Source organism: Polynucleobacter parvulilacunae (assembly GCF_018881715.1).
GTDB classification, from domain to species: Bacteria; Pseudomonadota; Gammaproteobacteria; order Burkholderiales; family Burkholderiaceae; genus Polynucleobacter; species Polynucleobacter parvulilacunae.
On sequence record NZ_JACVPW010000001.1, the window covers coordinates 478,781 to 498,628 of the forward strand.

At 44.8% G+C, this 19,848-nt stretch carries 17 protein-coding genes and 1 pseudogene; 6 read left to right on the top strand and 12 right to left on the bottom strand.

Going from position 1 to position 19,848, the window contains the following annotated elements; translation table 11 throughout:
• Window positions 1–2: 2 nt before the first annotated feature.
• Window positions 3–443, bottom strand: a complete 441-nt coding sequence (locus ICN18_RS02515; protein WP_216188973.1) for a DUF6641 family protein — start codon at window positions 441–443, stop codon at window positions 3–5.
• A 1,147-nt stretch (window positions 444–1,590) separates the two neighbouring features.
• Between ICN18_RS02515 and ICN18_RS02520 the strand changes: the two genes are divergently transcribed.
• From ICN18_RS02520 to ICN18_RS02530, 3 genes are all read left to right on the top strand, one after another.
• Window positions 1,591–1,758 carry a hypothetical protein gene (locus tag ICN18_RS02520; RefSeq protein WP_216188974.1) on the top strand — a complete coding sequence of 56 codons (168 nt, stop codon included), beginning with the start codon at window positions 1,591–1,593 and terminating at the stop codon, window positions 1,756–1,758.
• Between the two features lie 223 nt (window positions 1,759–1,981).
• Window positions 1,982–3,310 (top strand): carbohydrate porin, encoded by a 1,329-nt coding sequence (locus ICN18_RS02525; RefSeq protein WP_255532044.1) that lies wholly within the window; start codon window positions 1,982–1,984, stop codon window positions 3,308–3,310.
• Window positions 3,311–3,533: 223 nt separating this feature from the next.
• Window positions 3,534–4,109, top strand: coding sequence for a tyrosine-type recombinase/integrase (locus ICN18_RS02530; RefSeq protein WP_216188975.1), 576 nt, complete (start codon window positions 3,534–3,536; stop codon window positions 4,107–4,109).
• Here the strand turns inward: ICN18_RS02530 and ICN18_RS02535 are convergent.
• A complete protein-coding gene (locus tag ICN18_RS02535; protein WP_216188976.1) occupies window positions 4,106–5,137 on the bottom strand; it encodes a hypothetical protein in 1,032 nt (343 codons plus the stop codon). The two genes, ICN18_RS02530 and ICN18_RS02535, sit on opposite strands and share 4 nt — an antisense overlap.
• 109 nt (window positions 5,138–5,246) lie before the next feature.
• On the bottom strand, window positions 5,247–5,834 hold the full coding sequence (locus tag ICN18_RS02540) for a hypothetical protein (protein WP_216188977.1): 588 nt from the start codon (window positions 5,832–5,834) through the stop codon (window positions 5,247–5,249).
• Between the two features lie 58 nt (window positions 5,835–5,892).
• Here ICN18_RS02540 and ICN18_RS02545 point away from each other — a divergent pair, with 58 nt between their 5' ends.
• Window positions 5,893–6,168 (top strand): hypothetical protein, encoded by a 276-nt coding sequence (locus ICN18_RS02545; RefSeq protein ID WP_216188978.1) that lies wholly within the window; start codon window positions 5,893–5,895, stop codon window positions 6,166–6,168.
• Between the two features lie 105 nt (window positions 6,169–6,273).
• Here ICN18_RS02545 and ICN18_RS02550 read toward each other — a convergent pair whose 3' ends face one another.
• The 8 genes from ICN18_RS02550 to def form a co-directional block, all read right to left on the bottom strand.
• Complete coding sequence (locus tag ICN18_RS02550; RefSeq protein ID WP_216188979.1) at window positions 6,274–7,485, bottom strand: tyrosine-type recombinase/integrase; 1,212 nt, start codon at window positions 7,483–7,485, stop codon at window positions 6,274–6,276.
• Between the two features lie 360 nt (window positions 7,486–7,845).
• Window positions 7,846–8,529, bottom strand: a complete 684-nt coding sequence (locus ICN18_RS02555) for a response regulator (protein WP_216188980.1) — start codon at window positions 8,527–8,529, stop codon at window positions 7,846–7,848.
• A gap of 2 nt (window positions 8,530–8,531) precedes the next feature.
• Window positions 8,532–10,841 carry a sensor histidine kinase gene (locus ICN18_RS02560; RefSeq protein ID WP_216188981.1) on the bottom strand — a complete coding sequence of 770 codons (2,310 nt, stop codon included), beginning with the start codon at window positions 10,839–10,841 and terminating at the stop codon, window positions 8,532–8,534.
• Window positions 10,838–11,419 carry a DUF4390 domain-containing protein gene (locus ICN18_RS02565; RefSeq protein WP_255532045.1) on the bottom strand — a complete coding sequence of 194 codons (582 nt, stop codon included), beginning with the start codon at window positions 11,417–11,419 and terminating at the stop codon, window positions 10,838–10,840. Before ICN18_RS02565 ends, ICN18_RS02560 begins: the two co-directional genes overlap by 4 nt.
• Window positions 11,416–12,732 carry a 16S rRNA (cytosine(967)-C(5))-methyltransferase RsmB gene (rsmB, locus tag ICN18_RS02570; protein ID WP_216188982.1) on the bottom strand — a complete coding sequence of 439 codons (1,317 nt, stop codon included), beginning with the start codon at window positions 12,730–12,732 and terminating at the stop codon, window positions 11,416–11,418. Before rsmB ends, ICN18_RS02565 begins: the two co-directional genes overlap by 4 nt.
• A 1-nt stretch (window position 12,733) precedes the next feature.
• Window positions 12,734–13,600, bottom strand: a complete 867-nt coding sequence (gene htpX / locus ICN18_RS02575) for a zinc metalloprotease HtpX (RefSeq protein ID WP_216188983.1) — start codon at window positions 13,598–13,600, stop codon at window positions 12,734–12,736.
• A 2-nt stretch (window positions 13,601–13,602) separates the two neighbouring features.
• The gene (gene fmt / locus ICN18_RS02580; protein WP_216188984.1) at window positions 13,603–14,595 is read right to left on the bottom strand and encodes a methionyl-tRNA formyltransferase; all 993 of its coding nucleotides are present in this window, start codon (window positions 14,593–14,595) and stop codon (window positions 13,603–13,605) included.
• 8 nt (window positions 14,596–14,603) lie between these two features.
• On the bottom strand, window positions 14,604–15,119 hold the full coding sequence (def, locus tag ICN18_RS02585) for a peptide deformylase (RefSeq protein ID WP_216188985.1): 516 nt from the start codon (window positions 15,117–15,119) through the stop codon (window positions 14,604–14,606).
• 71 nt (window positions 15,120–15,190) lie between these two features.
• Here def and dprA point away from each other — a divergent pair, with 71 nt between their 5' ends.
• Together dprA and ICN18_RS02595 are read left to right on the top strand one after the other, a co-directional pair.
• On the top strand, window positions 15,191–15,865 hold the full coding sequence (gene dprA, locus ICN18_RS02590; RefSeq protein ID WP_216188986.1) for a DNA-processing protein DprA: 675 nt from the start codon (window positions 15,191–15,193) through the stop codon (window positions 15,863–15,865).
• Window positions 15,866–16,088: 223 nt separating this feature from the next.
• Window positions 16,089–18,767: a DNA topoisomerase III gene (locus tag ICN18_RS02595; protein ID WP_216188987.1), complete on the top strand. Its 2,679-nt coding sequence runs from the start codon at window positions 16,089–16,091 to the stop codon at window positions 18,765–18,767.
• Here the strand turns inward: ICN18_RS02595 and mnmC1 are convergent.
• Window positions 18,737–19,828 (bottom strand): annotated as a pseudogene (gene mnmC1, locus ICN18_RS10425) (FAD-dependent 5-carboxymethylaminomethyl-2-thiouridine(34) oxidoreductase MnmC1); the annotation flags it as partial. The gene ICN18_RS02595 and the pseudogene mnmC1 sit on opposite strands and share 31 nt — an antisense overlap.
• Between the last annotated feature and the right edge of the window lie 20 nt (window positions 19,829–19,848).

The window sequence follows — 19,848 nt, forward strand, 5'->3', positions numbered from 1 at the left end:
TTCTACCGACCAAAGCCCTTTCTCACAGCCCCGCTTGCCAGCTCAATCTGACTATCTAGCTCGCCTGCTTCTACTGCGCTTTTAACTAACTCAAGCGCTTTAACCAACTCAGCGGGATTGCCAACTTCCACGCTGTGCTTACCTTTAGCAAGCTCTAATGGTCTACTACCGTATTTGACACAGAAGCAAACTTTGCCCAATTCATTTTTGAACCACCATTCTCGAATGCGCTTAGGTAATTCAATTTGCTTGCGTAGCCCTGTTTCTTTATCCGTAAAGCTACGATATTTTTTGACTACAAACTGCGTGCCATCTATTTGACTTTTTGCTAACTGTATTTGCTCCCACAATTTGTTTGATAGCTTGTTCCTGCGCATCACCATTGCCGGTAAATGCGTTGGCTTTTTGGCACTCGTAATTTTTAATCCGTCTAAAACACCCATTTATATTGCTCCTTTTTTCACTTGGTTTACTTGGTTCAGTTAGGTCACTTGGTGACTTGGTGAACTTGGTAGATATAGGTTTAAGAAAACGCAGGTTTTTTGCTACTTTTTGGCGTTAAAAAACCTGCTTTTCCATAAACCCTATATAAACAGTAGCTTCAAAGGCAATAAAGGACTACCGAAAAAGGCCGAAATTCGTCGTTTTTGGGCTATACGGGGGGTGTTGTTTAATCCTGAAAATTCTCAATTTTGCGAATTGCGCTTTGTACCGAAGCAAGAAATTTACAAAAACAGCTCTGGCAATACCTATTAATTTCGCAAATACAAAATTGATTATTAGTTATAGGTAGGTAGTTGTTGCGTCAAAACCTTCGGTCCTCGTCAGTGCGCATAGTGTTCATTCGAAAGAGTAATGAAAAGCACTCAAATCAGCGCTATATGCGTGCGATACATCCAATCTACTAGCTGAGTAGCTGAAATACACAAAACAGCACTATGAGCTTGTAATTAATTGCTTAAATTCACCATACCAAATAAGACTAATTTATTTACGGTGTTTTATTAGGTTAGCTAAATAAACACATATAAATGAGACTTAAAGTTGGCACGCTGAATGTAATAGTGCTGTGAAATCCGTTCTGATGTGTGACGGTACACAAGGGTTGCTCATTACTCGCTTCTTCGCACTAACTAGCTGATGGCTAGATGCTTAAACGACGTCTCGATATGACAGTACCGTTTGCGAAGTCGTAATAGTTGGTAACGCAGTAATGCGTGAATAAAGTGAGTGGGATGCCACAAATTAACCCACAAACACACCCACATGGCTTCTGGCATTGGTAGTGAGTGTGTTGCGTAAGACGAGTACATAAAAGGAGATCGCAAAACCTGCCTTTCTTGTTAAATCAAGTTGTGCGTGCCAGTTGTTAATCCTCAGCAATGATTAGCTATCGCTACGCCTTTAACAAGGCGTGGCTTGACTTCCTAGCAATGACCTAACTCAAAAGCAAAGCCCTTAATAAATCATTTAATAGAAGATTAAAGAAATGAGCGGCAAACAAAAGCGTTAGCTTTTGTGTAGACGCAAGCGAACTTTAGTTCGCTCTTAAATTAACTCTGAAGTTAAGCTAAAGATTTAAGGGAAATTATGAGTACGTACAAAGTGACCTATACAGCTTATTCAAAAGGAAGTAATGAGGTAGTGAGCGAAGGGATAATGGAAATTAATACAAGTACCGCTTATCAAGCAGAGCAAGCTGTTAAAGCAATATTTTCTGGGCTAGATGTGATTATTCGGTATACAAACAACGCTTAATTATTGATTAAAGCTCAATCTAGCGCCTCATTTGATCGCTTTTTCCAATTGAGAGTCATTCTCAATTATATGCTAAGATGAGAACAATTCTCATTAAGTATATTTGGCATTTCTGATGTTTTTCTCATTTAGTACAAACCGCACGGCCTTTATCGGCCTAATTAGCGCCCTTTATTTGGGGGCTCTATCTTGTGCTGTAAGAGCAGAGGCGCCAGTTAGTGACATGCCCATTGTTATGGCTGAATCACCTGTCAGTGATTCACCTAAACTTGACGGCGCATTTGCTGTTGAAGGGGATACAGAGCAGTGGAGCATTCATGGTCAGTCTACTTATATCGTTCAGCAGAAAAATAACTTTAACTCACCTTACTACGGACAAAACAGCCTTCTCAATAAATCTGAAGGCGGTGGTGGCAAGAGCTACACATTAAGTGCTACAGCGTTCTTAGGGGCAAGACTTTGGGAAGGCGCTGAAGTTTATTGGAACCCAGAGATGTTCGAGGGAACACCTTTTAATGGACAGCTTCTTGGCTTAGGTGGATTTCAGAATGGTGAATTACAAAAGGGCGCATATGCTCCGCCAATCTACTACACGGCTCGCGCCTTTATTCGTCAGACCTTTGGCTTAGGTGGTGGGAAAGAACATATTGAAGGCGGCCCCAATCAACTTGCTGGCAATCTCGATAAAAATAGAGTCGTCGTTACCTACGGTAAGTTCGCCACATTAGATTTCTTTGATCAAAATAGCTACAGCCACGATCCACGGACACAGTTTCAAAACTTTGCGCTTTTCTCTATGGGCGCTTATGGCTATGCCGCAGACAGTAAAGGCTATACCTATGGCGTTGTAGCAGAGTGGTATCAAGACGATTGGATTTTGAAGGCGGCAAGATTGGCGATGCCGACTATTCCGAATACTGCTCAGCTTGACTACAGCATGAGCCAAGACTATGGCAATCAAATTGAGTTAACTCATGAGCATGAGCTCTGGGGTAAGCCCGGCGCAGTAAGGGCTCTTTACTACCAACAGCATGCCTACATGGGCAACTACCAAAATGCGATTAATCAAGCTCAACAAACTAACAGCACTCCTGATGTAACTGGTGTTCGCAAAGCGGCGCAGAGTTCATGGGGATATGGTTTTAATATTGAGCAGGCCATCAATGATGATGTTGGTATCTTTGGTCGTTGGAGCTGGAATCCAGGCACAACCGAAGCACAGACAGTAGATATAAGTCGGTCGCTATCAGGCGGTGTGAGCATCAAAGGCTCTATTTGGTCGCGACCAAAAGATACAGTGGGCATAGGTTATGCCGCCAATGGAATCTCTTCGTCGCAAATTAGTTATCTACAGCAAGGTGGTATGGCCGCATTTATCGGCGATGGCGCACTTAGCTACAAAAAAGAGCAAATCTTTGAAACCTTCTACAGCGCAAAAGTTTATAAAGAGCTATTCATATCTGCTGACTATCAACGGATTGCTAATCCAGCCTACAACTCTGCTCGTGGCCCAGTCAATTTCTTTGGGCTTAGGGCGCACATAGAAATTTGATGCCCTTATATTAATTAATTTTGTCGTTTTGTCACGACGGATTAGCTAAATAGCAATACATAAGCTTTTCCGCAAAACCTTATGTTTACTGGCTTAGAAGGCATAACCAGTTGAAATCATTAAGGAAATCAACTTGACAATTAACGATCCAAAATCGGTAGGAATTTTAGAAATAAGAAAACATACTTTAGACATAGCAAAACTTTATTTACAAAGGAAATCTATGTCAAAAAAGGCCAAGACACTCAATCAAGCAGAGCTACGCAAAGTACTTGATTACATCTCAACTCGTAAACACTCAGCACGCAACAGGGCAATGCTAATGACCACATTTTTAAGTGGCATGCGTGTCGCGGAGGTGGCGTCGCTTAAATTTAGCGATGTAGTGGATAGCGAAGGCAGCATACGCAACGAAATCCGCTTAACTCCTGAAATGACAAAAGGACAGTACGCAAGGGTAGTGTTTATAAATGAGCGCTTGTGTAAGGAGCTACAGCAATATATTCGCTTCTATAAACCAGCAGATAAGACTATGAAGTTCTTTTATAGCCAGAAAAAGGATAGCGATGGCTTTAATGCGAACACGCTCACACAGCACTTCCACTTTCTTTATAAGAGGGCGGGGGTAGATGGCGCATCAAGCCACAGCGGTCGAAGGAGCTTCATTACCAACCTTGCCAGCAAAGGCGTATCCGTCCGCGTGCTAATGAGCCTAGCTGGTCACAGATCGATTTCGACTACACAATCCTATATCGACATTAACGACAATATGCTTCGTAGTGCTGTTGAATTGGTCTAGAACCTTTTGATTTTTGCCGGGGGGAAATTTATTTGCTTTAGATAGTCTGTAAGCCTTGCGGTCGCAATCCAGTAATCCCTGTCATTTAGCTCTTTCACCAACGACACAACTTGGGTGAGCACTTGGTTATCTGCCAATAATTTTGGAAGCAACAGAGTCGGAAAATAATTTTCCCATCTCCTAATTTTTAAATGATCTCTTCTTGAACTTAATAATTCGCCTCGAATCATAAAAATAAGCCTGAGATATTTCTCATGTAAAACAAAATACTGCTGACTGAAATCAAACTCTCTTCCTAGCAAAACTGGTAAGCGATCCTTAATTACATTTAACAAATCAATTTCATCAAGAACTTCATCAGTAAGTTCTTTTGAAAGCAGATGGAGCTCTCTATATCTATCTATTGATTCGGAAACCCACAATATTAGAAACTCGTTCATTTTTTCGTGGGCCACCTGTAAGAACCTGTTGTACTCCTTAAAGCTCCCTAGATAGCTCAAGATCTCTTGCTTTTGTTTTGAAAAATCAAGGTCCCTAATCCAAACCTTTTGATTGTCTTTAAGGTAATTTTCCCAAATAGCCCTTAGCTCAGATGCGTCTTCATCAAATAGAAGATCCTCGGGAAAACCCAGCTCATATTCAACATCTATTTTCCGCAAGTATTGCTCAACGATTTCTGATTGAGAATAAGGATCCCCAATGGAGACATTAAAGACGTCAGAATAGCTGGGAAGATAGGAGGCTGGGTCAACATAGAAAACAGTGAGTATGTCATCTAGCTCCGCCAAATCCGAATCAGAAAGCATATCTGGATATGGGTACAAGTTATTTTTTAAAAAGGTTCTCAGTCCAAATGTATTAGCAAGATAACCTTCACTTTTTAGGTAAGCATCTTTAAGCTGAACTGCTTTAATAAAAGCGGGGGAATGAGACTGATTACGTATTAAGTCTGCTTTAGACTTTCTCATAGCATTCTTAAATGCTTCATTCTTAGTGATGTTGGAGTCTATATATTCGTTCCAGTTCACTTCAATCCTCTCAGTGCTTTATTTTATGGCTCAGTTAAATCACGCCAGAAGGTGGTTTATTAAAAAGCAGGGTTTTTGTACTTGTCAAAAAACCTGCTTTTTAATAAACCTACACCTTCTTGGGCTTTTTGACAGGCTTCTTACCACCTCTTAGCCACTCAAGATGCTCTCGCTCTTCTTCGCTGAGCCTATCTTCTGCCCGTTCAAGGATTTGCCGCTCTAACTTGTGTATTTCCTTATCTCGCTCATTAACTACAGCAACAGCTCGTCCAAAACCAGCTTTCACTAAGGCAATATTGCCAGCGCTAACTGCTTGCGTTCCGCCTTTGCCTTCACTAACCGACTTGCTCCAAGCATCCATATAAATTCGATTTGCCCTAGCTTCGCGTTGCTTTTGTAGCTCTTTAATATCTTCAACGGCATTGCCATCAGCATCTTGTAATGCCTGCTTATAGATTTCAATGCGAACTTCACGCTTATCTTTCCAACCTAGCTTTTGCTTTTCTTCTTCGCTCTTTGGTGGCTTATGTTTTTTTCGTAAAACCTGCTGTTCAGTCCACGCATCATCTAATGCCTTTTGCTGATGAACATTAAGCAGGCTTTTATTCTTCTTTGCCTCTACCTCTTCGCCACGCTCTAATTGCTCAATCGCCTCTCGTAATCGCTCGGGTATATGAGTGGCATTTAACTTTGGCATCTAGTTCTTTGCGCTAAAGAGTGTCTATCTCTTAACATCCCAGCTGTTCAATAGCTTGGTGCCTTTATCTACCGAGAATACAAAGTTGTTAGTTTTGTATGGACTAGAGGAGCGATATTTCCAAGTCTCGCAAGTCCACGCACCGCCAGCAGTAGCGCCGCCGCAGGTTGAAACACTTATCTCGTTTGGTGCGCCAAAGATTTCTCTAACCTCGGTTGAGGACATTCCGATTCTGAGCTTATCTATATTCTCTTCATTAAAGGCTGAAGTAATTGCGCAACTCACAACCAACCCCAATAATGGCAAAAGAGATAAGAAGGGCTTATTGAAGTAATTTCTCTTATTGGTTTTGGTCTCTAAATTAAATAATTTCAGCATTTCACCCTCTTTATAAATGGCTATTTAAATCTTACACATATAAAAATAATAATCAACTTAACTAGCCAAGTATGTCCGCCTTTAACATCGGCGTTAGCTTGCTGTAATGCCGCTCAATCATTCCTACACTCGTGCCCATTTGTTTGGCGAGCGTATGGATATCAACACCCTTAGCCAATGACTGCGTGGCATATGTATGGCGTAGGCTATACAGCGTCCTGTTCTGCCCGCTAGCATCTTTGCGCAGATGACTACGAACCATTAAATTTCTAAAGATGTTCTCCATGTGGCTTAGCTGGCTGTTATCAGGCAATACGAATATCAGCCTATCCAGCCTTGCCTCAATAACGGTATTCAGGTTCTTATATTCCAGCTTTTGCCACTTAATCAAATGCTCTAGAACAGCCACTACTTCACGCCTAGCAATCAAGTAGCGTGGTCCTGTCTTGCCGCTCACCCATATACGCAAATACTTCTTATTGCCTACCCAGTACCACTGTAAGTGTTGCCACCGAACACGCAATGCTTCTGTACCATGACGCACGCCTGTATGTAATAAGAACTGAACATAAGCGCCGCACAATATACGCATCTTTAGCGTGTGCTCTGTATAGGAGCTCTTTTGCCATGTCTCTAAGTAGCTGAGCATTTCAGCTACTTCTTCGTTATTAAAAGCGGGGCGCGCCATACCCTTGGCGCCTTTGCTATTCAAGGCTGGCACGATATGACTTGCCGTAACCATGCCACGCTCACGAGCTAAAGTGATAACCCTGTTGTAGGCACTTGAGTGATTTAATTTCGTACTACCTTTGGGGACCTTTCCCATCATCGCCATACGCCATGCTTCAAAGTCGGAAATTAATTCAGGAGTGATGTCTTTAATTTCATAAGCACCGAAGAAAGGAATTAAGTATTTGTTAATCGCAAATTCGTAATCTCTATACGCACGCTTGCCTGTGCTGGCATTGATAGAGCGGCGCATGTTTGCTAATTCATCTATCGCAATTTGCTTAAACGTCTTCATCGCTAAAGCTAAGCCGAAGTTTATTTTTATTTGTGCTGTGTGATAAATCGAGATAGCTTGTATCTTTGCTTGCTCGACATCGTCTGTGCCTGTTGTTGCGTTATGCCACTTGTTGTTAGCTAACTTAAATCGACACTGCCACTGCGATGACTGCGAACGCTTATAGACATTGAGTTTGCCGTCCATTAGCTTGATAACAGCATCGTCGCTAACAACTGCGTCAGCAAAAAGATAATTGAGATTAGACATAGCAACTCGCGTCAATAAATTACGCTTGCTATTGTGTTGTCAGAAAATTATTTGTGCGACCTAAATATTTTTGCCGCGCGGCGCTCTGTTTATACGTGTGGTGTTTATAGTTTTTTTATTTGTCGCCACACCCGCAGATGCTTATTTTACAAGGGTTTGCGGGTAGCTTAAGTCAATGTCTTGACACTGTTTTTTACTCAAAAATTAGCGTTTTCAATCCTCTGCTCTACCGACTGAGCTACCAGGCCAAGACTTGGAATTATAACGAATTGGCTTGGGGTTCTATGAAATTTCCCTGGTTTGCCTTTGATGCTTGGGTTTTGCTCAATTATTTAGGGCTGCTGCCCTTTGCTTGGGGGATTAGCTTTCGCCTTTATTGCGGGAGGTATCAATTCCAAGGGCTTTAAGCTTGCGATACAAATGCGTTCTTTCTAGGCCCGTGTACTCTGAAATCTTGGTCATACTGCCGCCCATGATTTGCATTTGATGCTCAAAGTACGCCTTCTCAAACAAATCTCTTGCCTCTCTTAAGGGAAGATCAAAGTAAGTTTTTGCAATTCCACTAATGTATTCGCCCGCTGCAGGTGCGCTAACTAACTCAACAGTTGCTTGCTTTGGCGCAGAAATACTATTTGAGCTAGATTGAACTGCCCGCTCCTGCTCTGGCTCAACATATTTTGGGGAGCTCTCCAAAGCTTTGCTGACCGTCTTCAAAAGCTTTTGTAAGGCGATTGGTTTTTCTAAAAAGTTGAGCGCGCCAATGCGAGTAGCTTCAACAGCAGTATCAATTGTTGCGTGACCAGACATCATGACTACTGGCATGGTGAGTTGACCCGTGTTAGACCACTCTTTTAATAAAGTGATGCCATCAGTGTCTGGCATCCAGATGTCTAGCAAGACTAAATCGGGGCGCATTTGTTCACGAATAGTGCGCGCCTGAATTGCGCTCTCTGCAGAGTACACAGTATGGCCTTCATCCGTAAGAATCTCATTGAGAAGCTCACGAATTCCCATCTCATCATCAACAACCAAAATACTGGCCATGCTTAGGCTGCCTCTTTTGCTAGATTCATAAACAATATTGATACTTGCGCACCAACCACTTCTTCGCCCTGCATACGGTTTCGAATTTCAATTTTGGCAGAGTGATCATCAATAATTTTCTTGACTACCGCCAAACCCAATCCCGTACCTTTGCTCTTTGTTGTTACGTAAGGTTCAAAGGCTCTTGCCAATATCTTAGCTGGAAATCCAACTCCGCCATCACTTATTGTTAATCGCACTGCATTTTGAGCTTGCCCATTGCGCTCACCATAAGGCACTAACTCTGTTTTAACCTCTACCGGGCTGCCGGGATTAGGGCCCTCTAAAGTCGAATCTTGGGCGTTTTGTAACAAGTTATGGATAACCTGTCTTAACTGCGTTGGATCACCCATGATTTCTGGGCAATTTGGATCTAATTGAGTGCGCAAGGGACTGCCCTCATAAAGACCCAAAATTTCAGAGGTAAGCGTATTAATAGAAACCGGTTTTAGTTGTGGTGTTGGTGTCTTTGCAAAATCCCTAAAGTCATTGACCATTTCTTTCATGGCCTGCACCTGCCCAATAATGGTTTCGGTACTACGGTTAATCATCTCTTCCTGCTCTGGGCTCAACTTACCAGCAAGCTTATGTTGCAGTCTTTCAGCTGAAAGCTGTATTGGCGTCAGAGGATTTTTAATTTCATGGGCAAGGCGACGTGCAACCTCACTCCATGCAATCGATCTTTGTGCGCTCACTACATCTGTGATGTCATCAAAGACCACCATGCGCAAATCCCCCGTAAGCTCAGTGCCACGGACAAAGAGAGTAACGCCCAAGTCATTTTCAAACTCGTTCGCGCTATGCAATTGAATTTGCTTTTGCCAAACTGGCGCGCTAGTTGGAGCAGTTTTTTGCTCTACACCACCCTCACCAAGCACTGCAAGCTTCATAGTTGAAAAGCCTTCTTTAATGGCTTCTTCAAACTCTATGAGAGCAGGGTTGCTGCTGAGGGGCTTCCCATCCAGCAGGGTAAGATCTTTAGCAAAAATTCTGTCTGCGCCCGCATTACTAGAAACAATGTTGTAGTTTTTATCAAAAATGCATACGCCTGCAGTAAGGCTGCCCAATACGCGCTCTAAGAAGGCTTTGGATTCTTGTAAAGAGGTGCGGGTGTCAGCCAGCTGCCTGGTCATGACATTAAATTGCCGCGTTAGCATGCCGAGCTCGTCACCAGTATCAAGTTCAGGCTTGGGCGACAAGTCACCCTGAGCAACCGCTTGGGTGCCCCTTAACAACATTAAGAGAGGCCTAGCGAGCTGCCTACCCAACATGAGGGCTAAGGTAATCGCCACAAATACCGCAAAGAAAAGGGTCAGTGTCAGCGTTCCCACGAACATCTTGCGCAGACCGGTTCGTCCTAGAGCTTTTTCTTGATATTCACTATACGCAGATTCCACCGCAAAAATATTCTTAGCTAATGGAGTTGGGATGTAGCGCACTAATTGTAAAAAATACTTATCATCGCCATCTTTTCCGGAGTCAGCTTTGCTATTGACAGTCTTTTTGCGAACAATTGGGATAATCGCCCTAATTCGATATCCGCGCTGACCACCCTCAACTTCAATTTGATCTAAAAAAGTTGTCCCCTTCTTTTTAAATGCTTCAGCAACTACGTCGGCACTGGGGACGGGAAAATATTTTTTAGGCTTTACTTCGCTAGTAAAAATTAAATTGCGCTGCATATTGAAGAGGCTAACTTCTTGAATGCCAAATTGATTGCGAATCTTCATAACTGCAGTAGCAACCTGCTCTGTACTCGTACCCGAGGGCATCTGCACTATCTGTTCAGCAATAAAGTTGCCTTCACCCAGAATCTCTTCTTGGGCTACGCGCAAGGTAACGCGACCCAACTCTAAACCCGAATTAAGCGCTGTCTCTACTTTGACGTCAAACCAGGTTTCGATACTGCGCGATACGAACTGCAAAGAAACGCCATACAAAATTAAGCCCGGAACAATGCCAACTAATGCAAAAATCATTGCGAGCTTTGCAATCAAACGGGTACCAAAATGTCCTCGATACCATCGCACCGCAATCACGGCCACCAAAGTTAAGATGACTAAAGTTAAGCAAATTCCGATCACTACATTGGCGGCGTATAGCCAGATAAAGTAGTTATCAAAAAATTCTGTATTGGATGAGGCAATTGCCAGCAAAACCAATAGCAACAAAGCAAATGCGCCGATGACCCCAATCGTGATCGGAATTATTTTTTTACTCCAAGCTTTGGATGTAAAAAAACCCGGATCCAACATGGCTGTTATCGGTCTCATCGTTTAATCAGATTGGGTCCGTTGGAGGAAAATGGAAAGCGATACCAATCGCTCGACACATTCCAGTCGCGGTTATTAAGTGCATTTACCTGGAATGGTTTTGGTAGTTTGCTCAGGTCTAGTGTCATACGCAGTGCTGCGGTATAAGACCTACTGGGATCTAATTGTGCGTTATCCATCACGCGCCATCCACCAATACTGCCGACCGCTTGCAGTGCCTCAGAAATAGTTTTGGCAGAAAAAGTAAATCCTTCTGAAGCAATTCGATACTGCTGTGTGAGGGGCTGATAAGACAAGCGAGCTTGTCGTTGTACAAGAGCAGATTTTTCGTCAAACCAATACCAACGTGAGCGCGTTAAGTCGAACTCGGTTTGAAAATACAAAACCACGCCCTTTTGCACTGCGTCTTCTAATCCTGGCGATAGCTCAATCTGAAAGGTGGCATTAAGAAGCCAGTCGTTATCCGCCTTCTCTAACTCAAAGGATTTAATCTTGATGCCTTCTGCACTGACGGCTGATGAAAACACGCTCAATACCATCATGAACAAAAAGAGAAATTGTTTAATGCTTCGGCTCATGGCCCATTTTTCTTAAACAAAGCATAGTAAAAACCGTCATTTAACTCGCCAGGCAAAATCTGGCCTGGAGCGGCTAATCGTACCGCATCAGCATGTTGCTCAGCAAACCAACTGGCCTGATCATCGCCCTCCTCGGGGAATATGGAGCAAGTGACGTATAAAAGCGTACCTCCCGCTTTGAGCATCTTCCACGCTTGATTCAAAATTGCGCGCTGTCTTTCTTGCAGGGCTCTAATATCTGCCTCTCGCCTGAGAAATGGGATGTCTGGATGGCGGGACACGATTCCCGAAGCTGAACAAGGTGCATCGAGCAGAATCTTGTCAAAATGAATGCCATCCCACCAAGCTGCTTTTGATGCATCACCACGCAGCACCTTCACCTTGTCAGAATGCAAACGAAGACGATCTAAATTGCCACCAATTTTTCCAATCCGTTCGCCATCTAGCTCAAGGGCGCGCATTGAACAATCTGCCAGCTCTAATAGATGCGCTGTTTTTCCGCCGGGGGCAGCACAAGCATCAAGAACCAACTCCCCCTCCTGGGGATTTAATAGGATTGCCGCTAACTGCGCTCCAGCATCCTGTACAGAAACGGCGCCTGTATAAAAACCCGGGAGATCCGATACGGGCACCGCCTCAGGCAATAGAAGTGCTAAAGGCAATTGAATTCCCGCCAACTCATTGATTGGCCTTGATGAAATTCCGACCTCAGACAATAGGGATTGGTATTGTTCGCGCGTGTATTGCTTTTGGTTTACGCGCAAAATTAATGGCGCACGCTTGGCTTGTTGAAACAAAATGGATTGCCATGCTTTGGAGTAATTGCGCTTGAGATTTGCGCGCCACCAGGCGGGCACATACATTGGAATTGGGTCAGGTGGATAACATTTTTCACCCTCAGGCGGCTGAACTAATAGACTCACCTTGCGTAGGACTGCATTCACCAAACCTTTGGCATACATAGTTTCATCATATTCACCACACGCCTTAACCGCCTGATCAACAATGGTGTGGGCTGGATAGCCTTTACTCTCAGCGGCATCTTGCAAAAATAAAGCAATCGCAACACTTAACAAATGATCTACTTCTGGGGGAGGTGTCTTTGGAATAAATTGCTTAATCAACTCGTGAGAGCGCACCCATTTACGAAGAGCGTCAAAACTTAAACTCTGCACGATTGGGCGCTCATGTGCTTCGAGCTGATCCAGAACTTCCGTAAGCGATCTTCCACTCATGACCTCGCTTATCGCTTGTGCAGCAATAGTGATTGCTTCAGAAAGCGGGAGACTGCGGGGTGTTTTTTGATCAGTCAAATTAATTTGCTCCGGGATATGCCCCGTTTTTTGCCATACTCATTAGGCGTGCCACGCGCTCTTCAGTAGGCGGGTGGGTTGAAAAAAGTTGTGCAAGGCCGCCAGCACTCAAAGGATTGAGAATCATCATCTGCGCAGTTTCGGGGTGCTGTTCAACCGCTTGAAATGGAATGCCTTGAGCATAGCTGTGAATCTTTTCCAATGCGTGCGCAAGCGCCTCAGGGTCTGCGCTGATTTCTGCACCACCGCGATCGGCCTCGTACTCTCTTGCGCGAGAAATGCTCATCTGAATCAAGCTTGCTGCAATTGGTGCCAAGATTGCGACCATTAAGCTGGCGATGGGATTATTGGGTCTGCCTTCAGAGTCACGTCCACCAAAGAACATGGCAAAGTTGGCCAATGCCGAAATCGCTCCAGCCATCGTGGCAGCAACAGTGGAAATCAAAATATCCCGATGACGAACATGAGCCAGCTCATGGGCCATCACACCACGTAATTCACGATTAGAGAGAATTTTCAGAATGCCTGTGGTTGCTGCAACTGAGGCGTTGTCTGGATTACGCCCGGTTGCAAAAGCATTGGGAGCATCTTCGTTAATCAAAAAGACTTTGGGCATTGGCAAGCCGGCTTTCTCCGACAACTCTTTTACTAGGCCATAAAACTGTGGCGCCGATCTTTCATCAACCTGTTGCGCATTCGTCATCTTCAGCACCATGGTGTCAGAAAACCAATAGCTAAAGAAGTTCATGCCAACCGCCATGAGCAACGCCATTAACATGCCTTGCTCTCCACCCAGCATGCCACCAACCACAATAAATAGCGCAGTAATCGCTGCCATCAAAACAGCAGTCTTTGCAAAATTAAACATTTCTACTCCTTTGATTGAAAGTGCAACTGTTTCTCGCTAATCGACTGAATGCATGTTTTGGCATCTATTTTTTTACCGCCAGGTTTTTGCATTTCCAAAATCTCAATAATTCCTTCGCCACATTGAATATATACGCCATCATTGCCAAACCCCAGAACGTCGCCCGGGCTGCCGGCAGGGCTTATGGCCTGGCCATCTACAGGTCTTGAGTTCCAAAATTTCATGGCCAGGCCATTGAGATTGCTGCTTGCGCCTGGAAATGGATTGAAGGCACGAATGCGTTGATCAATTTCTTTAGCGCTTAGGGTCCAGTCAATTTCGGCTTCGCTCTTCAGTATTTTTTCAGCGTAAGTAATGCCTTCTTTTTCTTGTGGCACTCGTTTTACATCTTTACTTTGCTGTAATTGATTTAAAACATCAACAATCAATTTTGAGCCGAGCAGCGCTAACCGATCATGCAAGCTTGTACTAGTTTCATCGCGAGCAATCTCAAGGTCCGCTATTAAAACGGTATCTCCAGTATCTAAGCCAACATCCATTTGCATAATGCAAACACCTGTCTTGAGATCTCCCGACTCAATCGCTCGCTGAATTGGTGCTGCACCTCGCCAACGCGGCAGTAATGAAGCATGAATATTAAAACTGCCATGTCTACCTGACATCTCGCTAATATCCAAAATTTCTTGCGGCAGGATCAGGCCATAAGCAACCACCACCATGGCATCAAACTCAATTGATGACAAATGCTCATAAGCTGCTTGTGCTTGAGCCTGCTTTTGCGAGTCAGTGCTTGCGCGCCTTAATGTCTCAGGTTGTAACACTGGAATATGGTGTTGCAAGGCAAACTCTTTAACCGGGCTTGCTTGCAGGTGCATGCCCCTACCAGCACGACGATCGGGCTGCGTTAAGGCCAAAACAATTTCATGACCGGCATCGTAAATCGCGTGCATCGCTTGCGCGGCAAACTCAGGAGTTCCAGCAAAAACAATTTTCATTGGGGCGCTTAGCGCTGACCTACTAATTCTTTAGCGCGCTTCTTCATTTTTTGTGAGATACGGGTTCGCTTCAATATCGACAAATATTCAACGAATACTTTTCCTTGCAAATGATCTAGCTCGTGCTGCAAACAAACGGCCAATAAACCATCGGCTTCGATTTCAAATTCTTTGCCGTCAACATCTAGGGCTTTCACGCGGATCTCCGCAGGCCTTTCAACCTCGTCATAAAACTCTGGAACAGATAAACAACCCTCACGCCAAGATTTGGTTTCCTCGCTTGTCCAAACGATTTCTGGATTGATAAAAACCATCAGTTCGTTTTGCTCATCAGATACATCAATCACCACAATACGCTCATGAATATCCACCTGGGTTGCCGCTAAGCCGACACCTGGCGCCTCGTACATCGTGTCTGCCATATCGGCAACAATTTTTTTAATACGAGCATCAACCTGCGCCACAGGTTTAGCAACCTTGTGCAGGCGGGGGTCTGGGTAGCAAAGGACGGTTAATAAAGCCATATAAGAATTATCCAACAGAGCTATCAGTCTGTCCTGATTGTTGCAATTCCCCTAAAGAACAAAATTGGATTATGAAAACAATGCGCGCAGCAATCCCCGCCCTTCAAATTCATCGTGGGAGTCCAGATTACCCACCCCGACTCTACGATTTGTATGATCCTCCAGCAACGCTCTATATATATGGCGATATCAGACTTCTGAAGATGCCCATGATTGCCATCGTAGGCTCAAGAAACGCTAGCCTAGAGGGCTTAGAAAACGCACGCCTCTTTGCGCAAGCACTATCAAAAGCAGGCTCGCTAATACTGTCTGGCCTAGCAAGGGGGGTGGATAGCGCCGCCCACCAGGCCACTCTTGAGCTGGGGTCCAAACATCCTACTGCAGCGGTATTGGGCACCGGGGTAGATATCGTCTACCCACGCCAAAATATTGGGCTATCCCATGCCATTAGCCAACAAGGGCTCTTAATCTCTGAGTTTGAATTGGGGGTGAGACCAAAAGCATTTCACTTTCCCAGGCGAAATCGCATTATTGCGGCCCTAGCCCTTGGTGTAGTAGTGGTAGAGGCAGCCGAAAAGTCTGGCTCCCTCATCACTGCACGCCTAGCTGCAGACCTAGGAAGAGAGGTTTTTGCCCTTCCTGGGCCCATCTATAACGACAATTCTGCTGGTTGCCACCTGCTGATTCAACAAGGGGCAAAACTAGCCTTCAGACCGGATGACGTTCTTGAGGAGCTTCATTTTTAGCAAAAAACCCTCTTTTAATGCCCTAAAAGTGGCTTTTTGCCTAAAAATTCTAAATTTAGATCTAATCAAAAGAGACCAAAAATAGGGTGTTTTGGACTTTTCCTAATTTATCGGTTAATAATAAAAAAGGGGTATGCAGTTGGCTATGGTCAATTTTGGTTTAAATTGATCGTCCGTTTTACCCCGAAAAACATCATTTCTAGCTCAAATTTAGGCAAAACGCGTGGCAACTAAAGCAACTACCAAAAAAAGCAGCTCCAAGACTACCGCCGGGGACCACCCTAAGGCGCTCATCATTGCAGAGAAGCCTTCTGTTGCCAATGACATTGCTAAAGCCCTGGGCGGCTTTACTAAATATGAAGATTATTTTGAGAGCGATGAATTCTTAATCTCTTCCGCAGTTGGCCATTTATTAGAAATTGCTGCCCCCGAAGAGTTTGACGTAAAACGCGGCAAATGGTCTTTTGCCAATTTGCCAGTAGTGCCTCCTTATTTTGACTTGCGTCCGATTGCAAAAACAGAGTCGCGCCTCAAGGTCTTACAAAAACTCATTAAGCGCAAAGATGTCACTGCACTGATTAACGCCTGTGACGCCGGGCGTGAGGGTGAATTGATTTTCCGCTTAATCGCGCAACATGCAAAAGCATCGCAATCGATTAAACGCTTATGGCTGCAATCGATGACGCCAGCAGCAATTCGCGAAGGCTTTACTAACCTGCGCTCAGATGACGATATGAAGCCGCTTGCTGATGCAGCCCGTTGCCGCTCAGAAGCAGACTGGCTGGTCGGTATTAATGGCACGCGTGCAATGACTGCTTTTAATAGTAAGAGTGGTGGATTTTTCTTAACAACTGTTGGTCGCGTGCAGACACCAACACTCTCCATTGTTGTTGAGCGTGAAGAGCTGATTCGTAAGTTCATCTCCAAAGATTATTGGGAAGTAAAAGCGGAATTTATCGCTGCAGCTGGCGTGTATGAAGGGCGCTGGTTTGAGCCGAAATTTAAAAAAGATGTTGCAGAACCTGATGCACGTGAGAACCGCTTGTGGAGTGAGGCGGCGGCGCAAAGCATTGTGGCAGCCTGTCGCGGTAAAAAAGCAAGCGTCACTGAAGAGGCTAAGCCTGCTACCCAGCTTGCCCCACAGCTATTTGATTTAACGAGCTTACAACGCGAAGCAAACGCGCGCTTTGGTTTCTCTGCAAAGAATACTTTGGGTCTTGCTCAAGCTTTATATGAGCGCCACAAAGTATTAACGTATCCGCGTACTGATGCAAAAGCACTTCCTGAGGACTATCTCGATACTGTTAAACAAACCATGGAGAACCTTGCTGAAAATTCGCAAGACTACCGCGCTTTTGCTAAACAAATCTTGCAAGGTGATCCGAAGGATCCGAAAGCTAAAGCGGGTTACGGCTGGGTTAAGCCAAATAAGCGAATTTTTGATAACTCTAAAATTTCTGATCACTTTGCGATCATTCCAACATTAGAGACGCCTAAGAATTTAAGTGAGCCTGAAGCCAAACTTTACGATTTGGTTGTCCGTCGTTTCTTGGCGGTATTTTATCCAGCTGCAGAATTCCGCGTCACTACACGCATCACCGAGGTCTCTGGGCACCACTTCAAAACTGAGGGTCGCGTGCTTGTAAACCCAGGCTGGCTAACGGTTTACGGCAAATCCAATCAAGCGGATGATGAGCTGGTCCCAGTTCAAGAGGGCGAAGCAGTACAAACAGAATCTATTGCTGCCGTGCCTTTAAAAACTAAGCCGCCAGCTCGCTATACCGAGGCAACTTTACTGTCTGCAATGGAAAGCGCCGGCAAGTGGGTTGATGACGATGAGATGCGTGAAGCAATGGCTGAAAAGGGCCTGGGAACTCCTGCAACGCGCGCCGCCATTATTGAAGGCTTGCTTGCTGAAAAATATATGGTGCGTGAAGCACGCGAATTGATTCCAACTGCAAAAGCTTTTCAGTTAATGACTTTGTTACGTGGCTTAGATGTAGAAGAATTAACTCGCCCTGATTTAACTGGTAGCTGGGAAAATAAGCTATCACTCATCGAACAGGGCAAGATGAATCGCGATACCTTCATGCAAGAGATTGCGCAGATGACTCAGCGCATCGTGAAGCGCGCCAAAGAATACGACAGCGACACTATTCCGGGCGACTACGCCACTATGACCACGCCGTGCCCGCACTGTAAGGGTCCGGTCAAAGAGAACTATCGCCGTTTTGCCTGTGAAAAGTGTGGCTTCACCATTAGCAAAACACCTGGTGGACGTGCTTTTGAATACCCTGAGGTTGAAGAGTTGTTGCGTGAAAAAACCATCGGACCATTGCAGGGATTCCGCAGCAAAATGGGTCGCCCGTTTGCAGCAATCATTAAGTTAAGTGAAATTCCAGAAGACGATAAAGATTATCCAAATGCTGGCTTTAAGCTCGAGTTTGATTTTGGCAACGCGCAAGATGACGAAACTGAAGAGGTTGATTTCACGGGTCGCCAAGCTCTAGGCGTTTGCCCAAAGTGCTCTGGCGCAGTTTATGAAGATGGGATGCGTTATGTTTGCGAAAAGAATACTGGGCCTAACAAGACCTGTGATTTCAAAACTGGGAAGGTAGTGCTGCAGCAAGAAGTTTCTGCGGAGCAGGTTCAGAAGTTGCTGAAGGAAGGTAAAACAGATCTGCTCACCAACTTTAAGTCGAACCGCACTGGGCGTGGCTTTAAAGCCTATTTGGCCTTAGATTCGGCTGGCAAAATTGGCTTTGAATTTGAAGCCAAAGCGCCTAAAGCTGAGGGCGCAGCCAAAGCGCCCGCGAAGAAGCGTGCTGGGGCCAGTGCTGCAACCAAGTCTGCTGCAAAGCCAAAGCGTGCAAGCAAAGCAAAGTCATCCTCTAGTAGCTGAGCAGTAATAAGCTTGGCCGCTAGAGCGGACCACAAGATTCCTCTTGAGCCTAAGGCTATTGCTAAAAATATTCCTGGGCGTTGAGTGAGCGCGCCGATGATTGGCAAACGATCCCCGGCAACACAGCGCACACCAACAAATTCACTCGCCTTTATTAATGCGCGAAGATCTGCTTCTGGATAATTCACCAAACCTTTGGCTTGTTCACGATTGAAATCATCACTCGCCCCTCTTGGCGACAAATCATCTTCGCCCTCATCAAAACTAGAGCCCACAATCCATTGATGGCTCCCGTCATCAAGCCTTGCAGCGGGCAAACAGTAACCATCACCAGAAATACCAACCCTGGGCAACTTGCTGACCCAAGCATCGCCTTCTTTGACTTTGAAAATACTAAGCTGGCCCCTTACTGGCCTTAAGGGCAAACGAATGCCAACGGTGCTCATCAAAGCCTTAGCCTCGATGGCACAGGCCACTACAAGCTTATTTGTAGTAACAATGATTTGATTTGCATCATCGAATAAATACCACTGATTCTCACGCTCTTCTAGGCGTGCAACCCGCGTATTCCACAGACAAGTTAATTGCCGATGTTCTTGCAACAACCGTTTACTTGTTTCGAGCAAATTTAAGCCGGCGCCGCGTGGCAGCCAAACACCGCTTTGCTCAACTCCACAAATTTTTGCAGCTTCTTGAGCATCCAAAACAATTGCCATATCTTGATCAAGGCCTAAAGAGCGAAGATGCTCTGTCATTTCAGCGCGATCGAAATTTTTATCTTTTTTGGTCGGCTGAAATATCCCATGCTGGTGCCAAACATTTTTCCAGCGAGCTTCGGCGAGTAAAAAAGCAATGCGCGTTAGACGCAATAAACGAGGAGAGCCTTTGCCAATATGGGGATGGGCAATCGCATAAGCGTGGCTTGAACAAGCCGTGGCGGGTGAAGGAGCTGCGTCGACAATACAGACTGCTTTGCCGCGCTCGAGCAATTCATTTGCAATGGTTGCGCCGCAAATGCCTGCCCCAATCACCACTATTTCATGGTGTTGGGGTTTGATCATTTAAATAAATCTAGATAGAT